This window comes from Enterococcus faecium, assembly GCF_029023785.1.
Taxonomy (GTDB): domain Bacteria; phylum Bacillota; class Bacilli; order Lactobacillales; family Enterococcaceae; genus Enterococcus_B; species Enterococcus_B faecium.
Window position 1 is genome coordinate 2,486,096 of the sequence record NZ_CP118955.1, and the last position, 18,905, is coordinate 2,505,000.

Consider the following 18,905-nt stretch of genomic DNA (forward strand, 5'->3'; position numbering starts at 1 on the left):
ACACACCCTTATTTTTTACACTTTAACAGTCACCATCATCAATAGTTTGGAGATTGAAAGAAAAAGATAGTGTCGAACTATCAATTGAACAAGAAGCAACAATATGAACGTTTCATTAATATTCTTTAAATAAACAATGATTTTTCAAACGAACAGTTTAAGACTAGGAGAAAAAGAGTATAATAGGAAAATGTTTGAAAGGAAAGGAAGGGGAAAAATGAAAAAAAGGGCAAGTTTACTAGTCCTAGTTGCTTTGTTGTTCAATATCTTTTCGTATGGTGTGGCCGTTTCAGCGGAAACATACATTCCTAAAGACCCTGGGAATATTTATAATGATATGATTTGTCAAATTAAGCTAGAATAAAATGCTTCTTGTACATAGCTCAAAAATATTTCGATTGGTGTTCTGTAATTCAATGATTTTCTTGGAATATGATTACGTTGATTGCTGACACTGGAAATAAATGTCTGATTCACTTCTCTAAAATCCATTGATTTCGGCAGTCCATTACGACGCAGAATCCCGTTAGAATTCTCGTTTAATGGGCGTTGAGAAGGTGTTCCAGGGTCCGCAAAATATATATCAATATCATGTTGGTTACTAATGGCTTTCCAGTTAGAAAATTCTTTTCCACAGTCAAACGTAATAGATTTAAAGAAGTTTTTAGGGAAGCGAGAAAACCATTGATTAAGGGCAGTTTCAATATCTAATGCCTTACGGCCGTTGGGTTTAATCGTGATAATGACTTTAGATAATCTTTCAACTAAAGTAATGACGGCACTTTTATGATGAATGCCAACGATCGTATCACCTTCAAGGTGACCAAACTCAGAATTGAAATCAGGATAATTATCAGGTCGATCATGGATTGAGCGCTGATACTGTTGTTTTCCCCGTTTTTCCTGATGGCCATTGGGTTTTCTTTTACCTTTCATCGGTAGTGTGTCAATATCAAATATTCCTTTAGAAAATAAACGATAAAGTGTTCTCATACCGCATGAAACAGGCCTTTCTTTTCGCCCGATAATGACGTCAGGCGTCCAACCAAGAGTGACTTTCTTTTTAATGTAATCTACTTCATGAGCAGGTAATTGAATGACTTTTCTACCACATTTTTTCTTATTTTCTTTATACTGGTGCCAATAATCAAGAGCAGTCTTGCCTTGCTTGAACTTATTGACTACATTATAAATAGTTTGTATAGCACGTCCCATTCGATTAGCGATTTCAACCGGCTTATTATGTTGAAGATAATATGATTCTATCATTGTCAGTTCGTCTATGGTAAGATGTTTGTAGGTCATTTATGGTTACACTCCTTTGTTTTCTTTCGTCGGAAATACAATTTGAGTGTACCATAAATGCCTTTTTATTTTTCTAACTTAATTTTACAATTCGCGTGATCTAACTGGTAACTATGGCTTGTTAGGAATTGCTAGTCAATTCCACGTATTTGCTAAAAATAAGACAACTGTGAATGCACATACAGACGGAAATATAGCAACACATGAACTTGATGCAAAAAATAATTTTGGTACAGAGCTTCATGAAGGTTTATTGAACCAAGAAATAAATTATATACAAAAAACTGATTCTTTCGCTAATTCTTCAGGCATACCTACAGGTAGCACAAGAATGAATAAATTTGTCGTTGGCAGTAACGTGGATGTAGCACTTCAAGATGGTCATCCTACAGTCAATGGATCCAGGCTTGATCACTTAACTCCAGATGATTTTTATAAAGATCGTGCTGGGCATGAATATATTGATTTCGAGCAGGAATTTGCTAAATTGAATGTAGCAGCAAATGATCTTGCAACGATCACTCCAGCTAAAACATATACTGCTGCAGATTTTCCAGACATGAACAATCGGACAATCGATTTAACTGATTTATCAGATACCGGGTTTTTATTGGTAAATATCGATGCAGAAGTGTTAACGATGAATACGCCACTTCAAATCATTAATCCAAATGATCAAGTAGTTGTATTTAATGTCATCAACAGTTCTTCTGCATTGAACGTACAGTCACCAATCAAATACAATGATCGTTCAAATCATGAAACAGAAGATTTTTCGGATGCGAATATCTCTTGGAATTTTGGAAATGAGATGACTGATTTGACAATCAGTGCTCCTTTTCAAGGAACAATCCTTGCGCCTAATGCTACTATCCGCATTACTCAAAACCAAGACGGAACGATTATAGGAACAAATGTGATTTTAGATGCAGCTACCAATCGTTGGGATCCTAACGAAATATTTATCAGCGACAATGGTACAGATACGACAGACACAAGCGACAGTACAGATACATCTACCACAAGTGATAGCTCAGATTCATCAACTTCAAGCGACAGTACAGATACTACCTCTACCACAAGTGATAGCACGGATACATCAGCTTCAAGCGACAGTACAGATACTACCTCTACCACAAGTGATAGCACGGACACATCAGCTTCAAGTGACAGTACAGATACTACCTCTACCACAAGTGATAGCTCAGATTCATCAACTTCAAGCGACAGTACAGATACTACCTCTACCACAAGTGATAGCACGGATACATCAGCTTCAAGCGACAGTACAGATACTACCTCTACCACAAGTGATAGCACGGACACGTCAGCTTCAAGCGACAGTACGGATACATCTACCACAACAAGTGATAGCACGGACACGTCAGCTTCAAGTGACAGTACAGATACTACCTCTACCACAAGTGATAGCTCAGATTCATCTACCACTACAAGTGATAGCACGGACACGTCAGCTTCAAGTGACAGTACAGATACATCCTCTACCACAAGTGATAGCTCAGATTCATCAACTTCAAGCGATAGTACAGACACGTCGTCTACCACAAGCGATACACGTCATGCAAGTGTCTCCTTCTCAAAAACAAGTTCGGATAACAGGACGAACTTTAACTTAACTAATAAAACAAGCAATGACAATGGAAACAAATCAAAAAGAGCACTTCCTAAAACTGGAAGTCAATCGAATAATTGGATAACACTCGCAGGCGTTATATTACTTGTAATCGGTTTAAGAATCACTTTTATGAGTTATAAGAAATCGAAAAGGTAAAAAAATATTCAAGATAAAAAAGAGCAACGTCGCTAACGGACGTTGCTCTTTATTTTTGCTTTTTATCATAAATACAAGAACTACAATTCAATTTGTCAAAAAACACGTAGATTTCCTTCTGAGAAATTTATTTACGTATCGAACCTTTCCCTATTCAGTCTTTGCGATCCAAAATCAGTTGGGTAAGGGAAAAGAGATTCTCTTTTGTTCGAAGAGAGGTGGCAGGTAATTTCTTTATTTCCTTCAAAGCCTTTTCTGTGTAAGAGGCCGCTAACTTCCTAGCTTCTTCCACGCCTCCTGTATGTTCAACGATTTTGCGTACGGCGTCGACATCTTCTTCTGTCATTGCCGCTTTCTTCTCTAAATAAGGTAGTAGCTTTGGTTTGTTTTTTTGCAAAGAGTAGATCAACGGTAAAGAATAGACCCCTTGACGCATGTCTTCTAGTACAGGTTTGCCGATTTCCTGGCTCTCTTTTGTATAATCTAAAATATCATCGATAATCTGAAAGGCCATCCCGATAGAAAGTCCGATATCTCCTGCTTTTTTTGCGAAGCGCTCGCTTGTTCCACTTTCAAAAGCGCCAACAGAACAACTTAATTGGAACAGTTCAGCTGTCTTACCTGAAATATTTTCCAAATATTCTTTTACAGAAAGTTCATAATTATAGCGATCATCCATCTGCCCTAATTCGCCATTCAATACTTTTTCCATACTGCGAGAATTCAATTGGAGACTTTTCAAGGAAGTGGAGTAATCAGACAATAGTTTAAAACAGCAGACAAATAAATAGTCTCCTGCATAGACAGAAACGACATTACCAAACTGACTACGGATATTAGGCTGACCACGTCGCAGATCCGCTTCATCAACGATATCATCATGGATCAGTGTGGCCGTATGGAGCATTTCGATAGAAGCTGCCAAAGCGATGGCTTTGTCTCGATCTTGCTCTGGTCCAAATTGTGAGAACAATAGCTGATAGGCAGGACGCAACAGCTTTCCGCCGGCATGGATCGTTTCTTTGATTGCTTGTTCGACAGGTTTGTTTTTCAGGCGGACAGTTTCTTCCATCCGTTTTAGTGTTTCTGTCAATTCTTTACTTAAAGCAGGATAGTTTTCCCACATTGGATGTAGCTTCATAAAAAAACTCCTTGTGTGACGATTATTTTTTGGTAAACATTGGGCTCCATTTTTGTTTGGTTCCCTGCTCATAATCTTTTTGGAATCGTTGAAGTGTCTGCACATGTCGTAAAAGATAATTCGCTGCGATCCCGATTGCAATCCCTGATAAAATCCCTAAAACTGAAAGGACTGGCAAGTACAACATGACTGTCCATGATTGTGCAATGAAAGAAGCCATCAAAAGCTGTCCGACATTATGCATGAAACCGCCGGCCGCACTAATTCCGATGATACTGACACGTTTTGGTCCTAATTGCTTGACCAATAACATTCCAAAATAACTAAGCAAAGCACCACTCATACTATAAAGGAATGTGGAAATCGTTCCGCCTAGCAAAGTAGTCAGGAATAGTCGTAGCCAAAGTAGTAAGAAGCTGTCTCGTTTTTTCATGGTAAAAATGGCAACGATCGTGATTAGATTGGCTAAGCCTAGTTTTGCACCAGGCGCAAAAGAAAAAGGATAAGGGATCATATTTTCCAATAAACCAATGATCACTCCTTGTGCAACAAGTAGCGAAATATAAATCATTTTTTGTAATTTACTCATGGTGTGTGAAGGTCTAATAAATCAGACTGTCTTCGTCACCTCCATCTGTTGAACGGACTTCGATCACTAATTTATGTGGCAAACAGACGATGGTTTCGCCATTTTTCGTTGCCCAGCCTCGACGTACGCAGATCTGGTCATCGCAATCTGCTTCTTTTATCCGTACTCGATCGCCATCTATCTCGATCAAGTTATAATCTCCGTGTTCATCTTTGTAAGTATATGTGTTGCTCTCTTCTCCAGCCATCAAAGGGAATGTTTTGATTTCTGTGCCATCCACACGCAGTACCGCTTCTTTTTCTGCTGTTGCGGTGTTTTGCTGAAGACCAAAAATCATGACTGGTAAAAAAGAAAGAACAGTCAAAAGCAAAATAATAAAAACATCCCAAGGTTTGAGCAGACTTTTTTCAGCAAATTCTTTAAGGCTCATTTTTGTTCTCCTTTTTCCAGATTAACTCACCCAATTTTAGCATAAAAACAAGAGGTTGTGACACCTGTGTCTTGCTTTGAGTAATAAGAACGAAGAATAGAAAACAGCTTTCCATGTTTTCTAATTCTTTGGGCTTATTACCGAGAAGCAGCAGGTGGAACACCGTTTATAACAAGAGGTTGTGACAGAAGTGGGCAACTTCAAGAAATAAGAAGGAATTTACGAAAATTACTTTTCAAGTTTTTGTGAAATTTCGGCTTATTTTTCGAAGAAGCTACTTCTGGAACACCGTTTATAACAAGAGGTTGTAACAGAGGTTGTGACACCTGTGTCTTGCTCATGGAGGCTTATCTCGGGCATCTTATTCCTTTAATTTTACATAAAAAGGAGGCTGTGACGGTTTGTCTCAGCCCCTTTCTATTGAAATCTTGCATTCAAATAACGTTCTTTATCTATTTATTTCTTGCCGTACTGGGAACTTGGTCTACCGTACCACCAATTACCTAGTGTACGTTGTAGCCATGGAATTACCCAGCGATCCAACCCAATCGCACGTCCGGAACCGTTCATCAATGCGAAAGCAACAAAAATGAACCAAATGTTTACCCAGTAAAACATGCCTGATAAGCAGAACGTGATCACCAATACAATCGTTGTCGCACTGCATAGCCATGTGAATAATCCAGCAATCAATGCTAATGCCAAGGCAATTTCAAAGAATACCATGAATTTTTGGAAGAACATTGCTACATCATTGTTTGGCATGATCACTTGCATGATCTTTGTGAACCAGTCTGGTGACTTCTCAATCACAGCCATTGGTTCTTCACCGTATGCATAACTCAAACCAAAATGTGCAGCTTGAGTCGCTGCTTCTCCGGCACTTGCCCCTGCTCCGCTGGCAGCTGTGGTTGCATCACCAGCAGCAGAAGCACCACTGGCAACATCTGTTACATTGTATTCCCATGTCCAAGGGAACACACTGTTTCCAGTGAACCATGATCCTTCACCAAACCAAGTACTTGGTTTGAACACTTCACCATTCCCAATGATTTTTTTGGAAGCTTCAACGAACCAAACTAAACCATAGAAAATACGAAGTGGCACACTCCATAAGACATTGCCGTAACGAGAAGAATGTCCTCGAGTCACGTTGCGATCATCTTTGATATGGAAAAACTCATGCATTAAATATTGGAACATATAATAACCAGAACGAATATCAAAGAAGTATTTCAAATTCACGATATGTTTCATTACGATAGCTAAAAAGCCGCTTAAATGGATCTTATCAAATAGGTTAGCTACCCCCCATTTGGCACCAATAGAAACCATAAATCCTTGATAGTTTCCTTTAAATTTATGCTTTTCTCCGCCTTTGATCGAAGCCACGATATTCGCTGCGGCTGTGTGTCCTGTTTGTTCAGCAGCTTGAACGATCTGCGGTGTCGGTGTTCCTGGGAATTCTTCATAAAAGACTAAATCACCAATGATATAGATGTTTTTATCTTCGTAGCCTTTTGCCTGCATATATTCATTGGCGATCAACCGCTGTCCGCGTGCTGATTCTAATCCAAAGTCAGCAGCGTCAGAAGTTCCTTTGACACCAGCTGTCCAAATCAGTGTGTGAGTCGGAATGTTGCGTCCGTCTTTCAATTTGATATGATCAGCAGCCACTTCTACGATTGGTGCATTCAATAATAATTCCACGTTGTGCTTACGCAAATAGCGTTCAGCTTTTGCAGCATCATTTCGATCCAACATATTCAAGATCGTCGGCATTGCCTCTACGACCATCAGTGTGATTTCGTTTGGATCTAATTTATAATCTTTGGCTAGGCGATTTTTCCAGTCGATCAGTTCCCCAATCATTTCAATACCGGTAAATCCAGAACCACAGACAACGAAAGTCAGCATGGCTTTACGCAGTTCATCATCTGGTTCCAATGCAGCTTTTGCTACTGTCTTCTCAATATGTTCCCGAATCCTTACAGAATCTTCAAATGACCAAAGGGTGAATCCGTGTGCTTTGACACCAGGCGTACCAAAGTCATTCGGCTCTCCGCCCATTCCAAGGATCAGCTGATCAAAAGGATAGGAACCTAATTTGGTCTTGACGATTTTTCGTTCTTTATCGATACCGATTACAGTGTCTGTGACAAGTTGTACATTCTTTTGACGAGCAAACAAATGCTGCAGATCGTATTGGATTGCTTCTGGTTCTACACGTCCGCCAGCTACTTCATGCAACTCGGTCATCATAGTATGGTACGAATGACGATCGATCAGAGTAATTGCTACATCTTCTTTTTTCAGTTTCTTTGCCAAGTATTTTGTAGCTGAAACACCGGCATATCCTGCTCCTACAACGACAATATTTTGCTTTGCCATTGATCATCCGCTCCTTATAGACTATCTATATAATGAATATATGATAATTCTTTTAGTTTGATACTTATTACACAATCTCCATATATTATATAGATGTTCTGTTCTTTTGTCTAACTCCTTTTGGATTTTTTTCAAATTTTAAAATAAAGCGTTTTTTCACGAAATTTGCTGAAAGAAAACGTTTGAAATATTACATGGGTTATTTATCAAAAATAGTTGACTTATAGGCTAAAAAGATTAGAATGTATAATGAATCACAAAGAAAAATTGTGGACTAGAAATGGAATGGTGGGGTATTAAAATGAAGAAAAGACGTTTTGTAACTGGATTTGCCGTATTAGCATTTTCAGCTCTAGTGTTAGGCGCTTGCGGCGCAGATGACAACGGAAGCTCAAACTCTTCTTCTGAATCATCTACAGCACAATCTTCGACTGCAAAAAGCACAACAGAATCATCTGCAAAAGTTGTAGCTGGCGGAGATTTGCAAGACGGCACATATAAATTAGAAGAAAAAAATTATTCAAATGGTTACCGTGCAGTCTTTGAAATGGTTGTAAAAGACGGCAAAATCACTGAATCAAAATATGATAACGTCAATGAAAACGGCGAATCAAAAACAAAAGATGCAGAATACAACAAAAACATGGAAGCAAAATCTGGCACAAACCCAGAAAAATACATTCCTGAGTTGAATGACCAATTCTTAAAAGCACAAAGCGCAAGCGGTGTGGAAGTCGTAACTGGAGCTACTCACTCATCTGAAAGCTTCCAAAACTACGCACAACAATTGATCCAAGCTGCTCAAGCTGGTAACACAGATACAATCGAAATCGACAATGGTGCTGATTTGAAAGACGGCACTTACAAGCTTGAAGAAAAGAACTACTCTAACGGCTACCGTGTGCAATTCGAAATGACAGTTGCTGGCGGCAAAGTAACTGAATCAAACTTTGATTATATCGACAAAGACGGTAAATCAAAACAAGATGATACAGAATATAATGAAAATATGAAAGCAAAAAGCGGTACAGAACCAAAAACTTACATCCCTACTCTGAACGACGAATTCGTCAAAGCAATGGGCGAAGAAGATGGCTCACCTGCTAATGTAGAAGTTGTTACAGGTGCTACACACAGCTCACATTCATTCATCATGTACGCACAACAATTAGTGAATGCAGCTGAAAAAGGCGACACTCAAACAATCGAAGTAGATAATATCGTAACAGAAAAATAATCACATAATCATACTAATAAAAGTTGGAGGGTGGGACGATAGCCAGATTAGGCAGTCGTCTCACCTTTCAAAATGAAGAGAGGAAAAAGATGCGGAAAAAACTACTATTTTCCTTAATCACACTGGGCATCTCTTTTATGGTGCTAACTGGCTGCAGCAACTCAGCAAATAAAACAACCACTGAAAGTTCAGCAGCTACCAAGATATTGAAAGATCCATATTCTGATGAACAGTTCTTGTTAGGGACTTACGTTCGTATCCGTGTGTATGATGAAGGCAAAGAATCAGCATTGAAACCTGCCTTCGATCGAGTAAAAGAACTTGGTGATAAAATCACGATCAATCAAAAAGGTTCTGAGATCGATGAAGTGAATGAGCAAGCTGGGATCAAACCAGTAAAAGTTTCTGATGACGTCTACACGTTAGTCAAGCGGGCCTACGAATATAGCCAAGATTCTCAAGGCGGATTCGATATGGCGATTGGTGCAATCACACAATTATGGCGAATCGGTTTTGATGACGCCAGAAAACCTTCCCAAGAAGAAATCGATCAGGCATTGAAATTAGTGGATTATCATAAGATCGAACTAAATGACAAAGAAAAAACTGTTTATCTAAAAGAAAAAGGAATGATCATCGATTTAGGTGCAATCGCCAAAGGTTACATTACGGACGAAGTAGTGAAAGTCTTGAAAAAACAAGGAGTGACCACTGCCATCGTTGACTTGGGCGGTAATGTCTATGTCTTAGGCCACAGCCCAAGAGGCGAAAACCAAGACTGGACAGTCGGCATCCAAGATCCGAACATGGCTCGCGGATCTGTTTTAGGTTCTATTAAAGAACGGAACAAAACATTAGTTACCTCTGGAATTTACGAGCGTTATTTAGAAGTAGATGGCAAAAAATACCATCATTTGTTTGATCCAAAAACGGGTTATCCGTTCGACAATGATATCGCAAGTGTCACGATCATAACAGATAAATCAATTGATGGTGACGGGTTGTCTACAGCAGTCTTTTCAATGGGTGTGAAAAAAGGACTGGAATACGTCGAAAGCGAATTGAATAACGGGACGGAAGCGATCTTCGTGACAAAAGACGATAAAGTATATGTGACCGATCCAATCAAAGACACCTTCAAATTATCGGAGGACTCCCATTACACGATGGGTGACCGTTCTGAACTAAAATAAGGAGTACGAACCATGACACTAAAAATCTTTTTAGAAGTAGTTGAAATACGAACAAAGGTGGCTAGTGTATTTCCTTTTGCGGTAGGGGTATTATTCTCTATCGCTTTTTTTCATGAGATACATTGGCTAAACACTTTTTTATTTTTTATTGGAATGCTAGTTTTTGATTTAGCGACTACCGCTATCAATAATTACATGGATTATGAAAAGGCTCATTCTGAAGTATATAAGTATGAAGAAAATGTCATTGGCCGCAGAAATCTATCTCCTGTATTGATTCGAAACATGATTTTAGCTATGATTGCATTTGTTTTTGTTATCGGCGTTATTCTAACGATCAATACGGGTTGGCTTTTACTTTTGATGGGATTTATCTGTTGTTTTATTGGAGTATTCTATACATTCGGACCGATTCCTTTATCTCGAATGCCTTTAGGGGAAATTTTCAGTGGGGTGACTATGGGCCTTGGAATTTTTGCCATGGTCGTTTATGTCAATACATTCGGTTCAGATGTCTATGATCTGACAGTCAACTTTTCATCTGGACAATTTGCTTTGGTAGGAAATCTTTGGGCTATAGCAGCAATCGTATTAGCTTCCTTACCCTTGGTGTTTACGATTGCCAATATCATGTTGGCTAATAATTTGCGGGATCTTGACCGTGATATTGAAAATCATCGCTATACACTAGTTTTTTATATCGGACGTCCTGCGGGAACAGTCTTATTCCAGCTATTGATGTATGCTTGCTATTTCGTGATTTTAATGGGGTTGTTGAGCGGTATCTATGAATGGCCGATCTTGGTCACCTTCTTGACCTTGCCAATTGTGAAGAAGCATTTGGATCAATTCAAGCAAACGTTACCCCAGCCTATCAGTTTCAGCTATTCCATCAAAAATATGGTCTTATTCAATGCCAGTTATGTATTGGGGCTATTACTAACAATCATTATGCAAGCCATTTAACAGCATGAAGAGGTTGTGAAAAAACTGCCCTGCATCAAGTAATAAGAACAGCCAAATAAAAATAGCTCCTTATATTTTTCGTTTGGTTGGGCTTATTACCGCAGATGCAAGCTTTTGAACACCGTTTATCAGGAGGTTGTGAAAAAGTCGCTTAGTTTCGAGTATTAAGAAAAATTTTGTGAAAATGGCTTTCCACATTTTTGCATAAATTTGGCTTAATACCGAGAAACTGGCTTTTGAACACCGTTTATCAGAGGTTGTGAAAAAGTCGCTTAGTTTCGAGTATTAAGAAAAATTTTGTGAAAATGGCTTTCCACATTTTTGCATAAATTTGGCTTAATACCGAGAAACTGGCTTTTGAACACCGTTTATCAGAGGTTGTGAAAAAGTCGCTTAGTTTCGAGTATTAAGAAAAATTTTGTGAAAGTGGCTTTCCACATTTTTGCATAAATTTGGCTTAATACCGAGAAACTGGCTTTTGAACACCGTTTATCAGGAGGTTGTGAAAAAGTCGCTTAGTTTCGAGTATTAAGAAAAATTTTGTGAAAATGGCTTTCCACATTTTTGCATAAATTTGGCTTAATACCGAGAAACTGGCTTTTGAACACCGTTTATCAGAGGTTGTAAAATCAGTGTTTTGTCCTGAGTATTAGAGAAACAAATGGAAAAATAGTTCCTCATATTTTGCCGTTTTTTGAGCTAATACCGAAGGACAGCTGATTGAACACTATTTGTTCGGAAAAAGTGACTAACTATGACACAATTTTTTTCACAGTCCCTTTTTTCACTTGATTTGATTCGTACCAGCGAACTTGACGAGAACTTTCTTGGTTTGGTAACTATATGGTATTCTTTTAACATCCTCGTTTGCTTCTTCTAATTTATTTATACAAAGTCACACTTTTTTAAACATCTGTTCTTCGATACATTTCTATTTCTTTTAAACATCGATACCAATATTTTGAACTTAAGAGTGCATACCAAATGGATTCATTTACTCTTCGTCAGTTACGAAGATAATCAAAATCTCCAACTTCCCTACTTATTTCGTTTTGAGAATTATCGAAGCAATCTTACATAAATAACTAAAAAACAAAAAACCAGAAAATCAGTATACTGATTTTCTGGTTTTACATGGTTTGTTCAATAAAAAGCTGTTGGAACTGTTAATATTAAATTATCGCATCGTTACGAATTCTTCCGCTCCTGTTGGATGGATGGCTACTGTATTGTCAAAGTCTTCTTTAGTTGCACCCATCTTGATAGCCACGGCAAAACCTTGCAGCATCTCATCGACACCAACACCAATAGCATGTAAGCCGACGATTCTTTCTTCTTTTCCGACACAGATCAATTTCATTTCGCATTTTTGGCGATAATCATTTAATGCAAAGTACATTGGGGTAAAGCGTGAACGATAAACTTTCAATTCATTTTCGCCATATTTTTCCAATGCTTCTTCTTCTGTCAAACCAATTGTTGCAATTGGTGGATGCGTAAAGACGACTGTCGGAACAAGTTTATAGTCAAGATAAGAATCTTTCTTTCCATTAAATAAACGTTCTGATAAACGTCTACCAGCTGCGATTGCAACAGGAGTCAGATCTAATTTACCGATCACATCACCAACAGCAAAAATATGTTCATCCGTTGTATTTTGGTATTTATCTACTTTGATAAACCCTTTTTTGTCCAATTCCACATTTGTATTTTCCAGACCTAATTTTTCGGTATTCGGTACACGTCCACCGGCAAAAAGTACACAATCACCAGTTAAGGTTTCACCATTTTCAAATAGCACCGTATATTCGTCATTGTTTTTAGTAATTTCTTTAGCAATATGATGTGCGTAAGTTTTTATTCCAGCTTCTTGGTACATTTGGATCAAATTGTCCGAAAGCATTTTATCAAACGTTCTAAGTGGTCGTTCTTTTCGATATGCCCACATGACTTCACTACCTAAACCACGAAATACACCTGAAAGTTCAGCCGCAATGTATCCAGCACCTAAAACGATTGCTCTCTTAGGTAACTCTGTTAATTCAAAAAATCCATTTGAATCAATTGCGTATTCTCCACCAGGAATGGTCATTTTACTTGCACGGCCTCCAGTAGCGATCAAGATTTTAGGAGCACGATAGGTTTCACCGTTTACTTCGATCGTTTGACTATCGATAAAAGTAGCGTAACCTTTTATAGCCTCGACATGATTGCTATCTAATCCTCTTTGATAAGCACCGTGTAGAAAATCAATATATTTTTCTCGTCTTTCTACTAGACCGGCGAAATCAACATTTTTTAAATCTGCTTGGATACCGTAACTTGAGGCATCTCGTTCAATTGTTTCCAAAATCGTACTTGCTTGCCACATAACTTTTTTAGGTACACAACCGACGTTGACACATGTTCCGCCCAATTCATTCGCTTCAATCAGCAAAACTTTTGCGCCATGCATCCCTGCTCTGTTTGCTGAAGCAATACCGCCAGAGCCGCCACCAATTACGATGTAATCATATATTTGCATTTTGTTCCTCCTTATTGAAGAGATCAATCAAAACCTTTATTTAACGATCCTTTTTCTACAGAAAACAAGTGTAACACTTTTCTTGAATTTTGTATGCGAAGATGCTTAAAACAGGGATATATCAGCTTTTTCCTTATTTACGTTTTCGGATCATATCTCCAGGTTTCACCGGCTGTGCGACTGGCATAGTTAAAATCATCATTGGATTTGGTGCTCGGTCAATGGATTCGCCTTCTTCATTATGCATAACTTCAACGGTTTGACTGAAATGACTGAATCCTGGACCATAAAATTCGATTTCATCTCCTACAGAAAACAAGTTTCTCTGACGTATCGTAGCAATCTGTGTTGCCTCATCATAAGATAATACTTCACCGACAAATTTATATACTGGGATTTTACGACGTTCACCGAATAATTGTTCGTTTTCAGTTGGTGTATTGTAGTAAAAACCTGTAGCTAATTCTCGTTGTGCTACTTTCCATAACTCGTCGATCCATTCTTGCTTGCAGACATAGTTTTCAGGATCTTCCATATAACTGTCTACAGCCGCTTTATAGACATTTGACACCGTAGATACATAATGGATCGATTTCATTCTTCCTTCGATCTTGAAGCTGTCTACGCCGTTTTCAATCAATTCTGGAATATGTTCGATCATTGACATATCCACTGCACTCATCGAGAATTCTTCTTCCACTTCGCCTGTATCAGTTAAACTGTTTCGTTCTTGACCAAAAGGCATATCGAACAATCCATACTTCCAGCGACAAGATTGAGAACATCCGCCACGGTTTGCATCCCGCATCGACATATGGTTGGACAATGTGCATCGACCAGAATAAGAGATACACATGGCACCATGGATAAATGCTTCGATTTCGGTATCCGTATTTTTACGAATCTCTGCCACTTCCTCCATTGAAACTTCACGAGCTAAAACGACACGTTCCAACCCTTCTTCTTTCCAGAATTCCAATGTCTCAAAATTAGTTGCTGAAGCTTGAGTGGATAAATGGATCGGCAGACCTGGGGCTTCTGTCGCACAAATTTCGATCAAAGCTGGATCAGAAACAATCACTGCAGAAATACCGACATCACGCAAACTGCGGAAAAATTCCCCTGCTCCATCTTCATTTCCTTCATGGGTGACCATATTAGCAGCAACGTATACCTTCGCATCATGTTCTTTTGCAAAAGCAACTCCTTCAGCCATTTCTTCATAAGTAAAATTACCTGCACGGCTTCTTAAACCATATGCATTCCCGCCAATATATACTGCATCTGCTCCATAATGGATCGCGGTTTTTAACTTTTCCAGTGTTCCTGCTGGCGCTAGGATTTCTGGTCGTTTCAATTTTCTTTTTACTGTCATTTCTTTCATCATACTCCTTATTTGATAGCAGAAGGATCAATATAAAAGAATCCTGTATCTAATTCACGGTTTTCAGGATGCAATTTACTGATTTCGCTAGTCATTTTTTCCGCTTTTTCTTGATCCCAGCTACCTTCTAAAATTTGTTTTTTTGCTTCGGCGAATAGTCGAGTGATGTTTACGAATTTTTCGCCTGGAGTAAATAATCCGTCCAATTTCCATGTACAGTAATGATGCTGATAAAGTTCATTCAATTCATTCGAGAGATTCAGATCATTGCTGGCAAAAATATGTGTGCCATGACTATCTTCATAAATAGAATAATGTGTCTCTTCTTTTTTAGGTTCCGAGATAAAAAGACCTCTTTCACGATCTTTTTGTTCGTCTTGTTTCGTATAGTTATAGTAATTCTGTAGCAGTGGACGTTTGGATTGATGGATGCATGTAGCACCATACACAAGGGTTTCTACAGGAATATCGAGTTTTTCTTCCATCGCCTTCATCTCTTCAAAAGGAACTTCACGAGCAAGTACTGCTCCAACTGCGCCTTTTTTCGCCCAGAAATTGATTTGACGTGCGCTCGTTACTAATGTTTCAGCATCATAAATATACGGTATACGCAATTCAGGATTTTTTTTCATCGTATAAATAATACCTGTATCACCAACTGTGATCACATCTACGTTTATTTCTTTTAAAAAAGCCAAATATTCAGGTACATTTTTCATTTTTTCAGGATGAATGATCCCATTTACAGCAATATTCGCTTTTTTACCATACTTGTGTGCTAATTCTACCAATTGTCGCTGTTCTTCTCGTGTAAATGAAGCAGGCAGACGCAATCCAAATTGCTCTTCACCGAAATATAGTGTATCTGCACCTGCAGCAAGCAACTGTTCTGCTTGTTCAATAGTTTCTACTGTGGTTATGAGTTCGATCATAATTTTCTCCTCCTACAACTTCATAATAGTAGCATAGCTCTAAAAACTTTCCAATACTTCTTCTATTTAAAGTCGGATTTTTGAAAATTATTTCACAAAAAATCAAAATAAAGTTCGATATATTCTGTCCAAATATAAAAAGAGATTGTGACAAAAATCTTGTCACAACCTCTTAATCAAGTCTTACTATTATAAAAATTCAGCTACACAGGCCAAGTAACTATAGGGAACCTACTGTTTCCTTTTTAGGTCCGCGAACATTCAATGTGATCTTACCTTTTGAAGCACCTACTGTTACGTGGTCACCTAAACGAATTTCTCCGCCAAGCAAAGCCTCGCTCAATCGATCTTCAATTTCTTTTTGAAGTGCGCGACGGATTGGACGTGCACCATATTCAGGATCAAATCCAGCTTTCCCGATCACATCGATTGCAGATGGTGTGATTTTCACTTGAATATCTTGTTCTTTCAATCGTTTGATAATCGCTTTGCTCATGATTTGGACGATTGTATGGATTTCATCTTTACTCAATGAATGGAAGACGACAGTCTCATCGATTCGATTCAAGAATTCAGGTCGGAAAGCTTTCTTTAACTCTTCTAAGATACGTTTTTGCATGGCTTTGTGATCTTTAGTAACATCTTGGACATTGAATCCGACATTTTTTTCTTCTCGAATTTGTGTCGCTCCGATATTTGAAGTCATAATCATGATTGTATTTCTAAAGTCCACTTTTCTACCTTTAGAATCTGTTAAATGACCATCATCCAATACTTGCAGAAGTAAATTGAAAACGTCTGGATGTGCTTTCTCCACTTCATCTAAGAGAATCACTGAATATGGTTTTTGACGAATTTTTTCTGTCAACTGTCCACCTTCATCATACCCTACGTATCCTGGAGGAGACCCGATTAATCGGCTTGTACTGTATTTTTCCATAAATTCTGACATATCAACACGGATCAGGGCATCTTCACTTCCAAACATGACTTCTGAAAGTGCTTTGGCCAATTCTGTTTTTCCGACACCAGTTGGTCCAAGGAACATGAATGAACCAATTGGACGATCAGGATCTTTCAATCCGCTTCGTGCACGGCGGATCGCACGTGAAACTGCTTTGACAGCCTCATCTTGACCAACGACACGTTCATGCAGAAGTCCTTCCAGTTCTAACAAGCGTTCGCTTTCTTTTTTCTCCAACTGCTGTAGAGGGACACCAGTCCACTCCGATACAACTGTAGCAACATCTTCTTCTGTTACACGATCAGAATAACCTTGCTCCTGTTTTGCTTCAATTGCAGAAACTTTTTGCAGCTTTTTACGTAGTGCTTTTTCTTGTCTGCGTAATTGAGCAGCATTTTCAAAGTCTTGTTTTTGGATCGCTGCTTCCTTTTCTTGTACTAGTTCATCGATTTCTAGTTTGATCACAGTTGATTTTGTTAAGTGATCGGTTTGATCCAAACGGACTTTCGCTGCTGATTCATCGATCAAATCAATTGCTTTATCGGGTAGTTGACGAGAAGTGATATAACGAACAGAAAGATTGACTGCTGCTCGTACAGCTTCATCTGTGATCTCCACTCCATGGTGCTCTTCATATCTTGTACGTAATCCTTGAAGAATCACTTCTGCTTCTTCAGGAGTTGGCTCATCTACTTGAATGCGAGCAAAACGTCGCTCTAATGCAGAATCTTTTTCGATATATTTTTGATATTCATCTAGGGTCGTTGCTCCGATCGTTTGTAATTCTCCTCGAGCTAACGCCGGTTTCAAGATATTCGAAGCATCAATTGCTCCTTCTGCTCCACCTGCACCAATTAAGGTATGCAATTCATCAATGAATAAGATTACTTGACCATCATTATAGATTTCGTCGATGACCTTTTTCATTCGATCTTCAAATTCACCGCGATATTTCGTACCAGCAACCAAAGATCCCATATCAAGCATCATCAGGCGCTTTTCTTGCATGTCTTCTGGCACTTCACCTAAAATGATTTTTTGAGCTAACCCTTCAGCAATGGCTGTTTTGCCTACACCAGGTTCACCCACCAGTACAGGGTTATTCTTTGTCCGTCGGCTAAGAATCTGGATAAGCCGTTTCACTTCTCTCGAACGACCAACAACTGGGTCCAGCTTGTTTTCTTTTGCTAATTTCGTCAAATCACGTGCTAATGAATCTAGCGTAGGTGTTCCTTGCGGTGTTTGCCGTTTATCTTGTACATTTACATTTCTACGACGATTCATTCCTTTTCCAGCAGAATCACCAGCTAGCCCCATTTTTTGTTTCAGAACTTGACGGGCTTTTGAAAGGCTGATACCTAAGTTGATCATGATTCGAGTAGCCATGATACTTTCATCTTTTAATAAGCTCATCAAAATATGTTCTGTTCCAACTTTTTGAGAACCAATTTTCTTCACTTCGCTGCTAGCTAAAGCAAAAACTTGTTTCATTCTTGGTGAATATGGAAGAAAGACTCCTTTAGGGTAAGAACGGATACCACCATAACCAATCAGATGTTCAATTTCTTCATAAATTTCCGTTTCATTCAAATCCATTTCACGTAATACTTTTCCAGCAATTCCATTTTGCTCGACCACTAAGGCTAGTAAAACATGTTCTGAACTAACTGATTGATGTTTCAACCGTTTTGCTTCTTCTTGTGCAATTTCTAATACTGCTTGGGCTCTTTCAGTAAAAAGTTCTTCCATCTAATCTCACTTCCCATCTTCATAACTTAAACGTTCCAGAAATGCTCGGAGAATCCGAGCACGTGTATGATCTTCATATTCATTGAAATTCAATGTGTTTTTTGCAATTGCACTCAACATCAAGTTTCCTTCTTTTTTTGTAATTATTTGGTCTTCATAAAGTTTTTGAATAATAGCAAAAGCATTTTTCTCACTGATTGTATCATCAAATAACTGATTTATCTGCTCAAGTAATTGTTTTTTATCTGAAATCCTTACTTTTGCAATTCGTATATAACCACCACCACCACGTTTGCTTTCTACTAGAT

At 38.5% G+C, this 18,905-nt stretch carries 14 protein-coding genes and 1 pseudogene (1 of these 15 cut by a window edge); 5 read left to right on the top strand and 10 right to left on the bottom strand.

Annotated elements, in window-relative coordinates; genetic code table 11:
- The first annotated feature begins 217 nt into the window (after positions 1-217).
- Positions 218-364: a hypothetical protein gene (locus PYW34_RS12050; RefSeq protein WP_002334559.1), complete on the top strand. Its 147-nt coding sequence runs from the start codon at positions 218-220 to the stop codon at positions 362-364.
- On the opposite strand, the gene PYW34_RS12055 is transcribed toward PYW34_RS12050, so the two are convergent.
- Complete coding sequence (locus PYW34_RS12055; RefSeq protein ID WP_002334558.1) at positions 346-1,305, bottom strand: IS30-like element IS6770 family transposase; 960 nt, start codon at positions 1,303-1,305, stop codon at positions 346-348. The genes PYW34_RS12050 and PYW34_RS12055 overlap by 19 nt on opposite strands.
- A gap of 97 nt (positions 1,306-1,402) precedes the next feature.
- On the opposite strand from PYW34_RS12055, the pseudogene scm reads away from it, so the two are divergent.
- Positions 1,403-3,097, top strand: a pseudogene (gene scm, locus PYW34_RS12060) (collagen-binding MSCRAMM adhesin Scm); the annotation flags it as partial.
- A gap of 154 nt (positions 3,098-3,251) precedes the next feature.
- Here the strand turns inward: scm and PYW34_RS12065 are convergent.
- From PYW34_RS12065 to PYW34_RS12080, 4 genes are all read right to left on the bottom strand, one after another.
- Positions 3,252-4,238 (bottom strand): polyprenyl synthetase family protein, encoded by a 987-nt coding sequence (locus PYW34_RS12065; RefSeq protein ID WP_002289380.1) that lies wholly within the window; start codon positions 4,236-4,238, stop codon positions 3,252-3,254.
- 22 nt (positions 4,239-4,260) lie between these two features.
- On the bottom strand, positions 4,261-4,827 hold the full coding sequence (locus tag PYW34_RS12070; RefSeq protein ID WP_002289378.1) for a Gx transporter family protein: 567 nt from the start codon (positions 4,825-4,827) through the stop codon (positions 4,261-4,263).
- A 13-nt stretch (positions 4,828-4,840) separates the two neighbouring features.
- Entirely contained in the window at positions 4,841-5,257 is a 417-nt protein-coding gene (locus PYW34_RS12075; RefSeq protein ID WP_002294810.1) for a NusG domain II-containing protein, read from the bottom strand.
- Between the two features lie 456 nt (positions 5,258-5,713).
- Entirely contained in the window at positions 5,714-7,648 is a 1,935-nt protein-coding gene (locus PYW34_RS12080) for an NAD(P)/FAD-dependent oxidoreductase (protein WP_002289023.1), read from the bottom strand.
- Positions 7,649-7,949: 301 nt separating this feature from the next.
- Here PYW34_RS12080 and pplA point away from each other — a divergent pair, with 301 nt between their 5' ends.
- The 3 genes from pplA to menA all read left to right on the top strand — a co-directional run bounded on the left by pplA (position 7,950) and on the right by menA (position 11,044).
- Positions 7,950-8,885 (top strand): extracellular electron transfer flavoprotein PplA, encoded by a 936-nt coding sequence (pplA, locus tag PYW34_RS12085; protein WP_033585186.1) that lies wholly within the window; start codon positions 7,950-7,952, stop codon positions 8,883-8,885.
- Positions 8,886-8,974: 89 nt separating this feature from the next.
- A complete protein-coding gene (locus PYW34_RS12090) occupies positions 8,975-10,078 on the top strand; it encodes an FAD:protein FMN transferase (protein WP_002294811.1) in 1,104 nt (367 codons plus the stop codon).
- A gap of 12 nt (positions 10,079-10,090) precedes the next feature.
- Complete coding sequence (gene menA / locus PYW34_RS12095) at positions 10,091-11,044, top strand: 1,4-dihydroxy-2-naphthoate polyprenyltransferase (RefSeq protein ID WP_002289029.1); 954 nt, start codon at positions 10,091-10,093, stop codon at positions 11,042-11,044.
- A 1,177-nt stretch (positions 11,045-12,221) separates the two neighbouring features.
- On the opposite strand, the gene gor is transcribed toward menA, so the two are convergent.
- From gor to PYW34_RS12120, 5 genes are all read right to left on the bottom strand, one after another.
- On the bottom strand, positions 12,222-13,568 hold the full coding sequence (gor, locus tag PYW34_RS12100) for a glutathione-disulfide reductase (protein WP_002289031.1): 1,347 nt from the start codon (positions 13,566-13,568) through the stop codon (positions 12,222-12,224).
- 133 nt (positions 13,569-13,701) lie between these two features.
- A complete protein-coding gene (locus PYW34_RS12105) occupies positions 13,702-14,955 on the bottom strand; it encodes a peptidase U32 family protein (RefSeq protein ID WP_002304804.1) in 1,254 nt (417 codons plus the stop codon).
- Between the two features lie 5 nt (positions 14,956-14,960).
- Positions 14,961-15,884, bottom strand: a complete 924-nt coding sequence (locus tag PYW34_RS12110; protein ID WP_002289033.1) for a peptidase U32 family protein — start codon at positions 15,882-15,884, stop codon at positions 14,961-14,963.
- A 220-nt stretch (positions 15,885-16,104) separates the two neighbouring features.
- On the bottom strand, positions 16,105-18,597 hold the full coding sequence (locus PYW34_RS12115) for an ATP-dependent Clp protease ATP-binding subunit (protein ID WP_002333193.1): 2,493 nt from the start codon (positions 18,595-18,597) through the stop codon (positions 16,105-16,107).
- 6 nt (positions 18,598-18,603) lie between these two features.
- Positions 18,604-18,905, bottom strand: the 3' portion of a protein-coding gene (locus PYW34_RS12120) for a CtsR family transcriptional regulator (protein ID WP_002289036.1). Its footprint extends 166 nt past the window's final position; only the last 302 of its 468 coding nucleotides appear in the window; its start codon lies beyond the right edge, outside the window — the gene reads right to left on this strand; it ends in the stop codon at positions 18,604-18,606.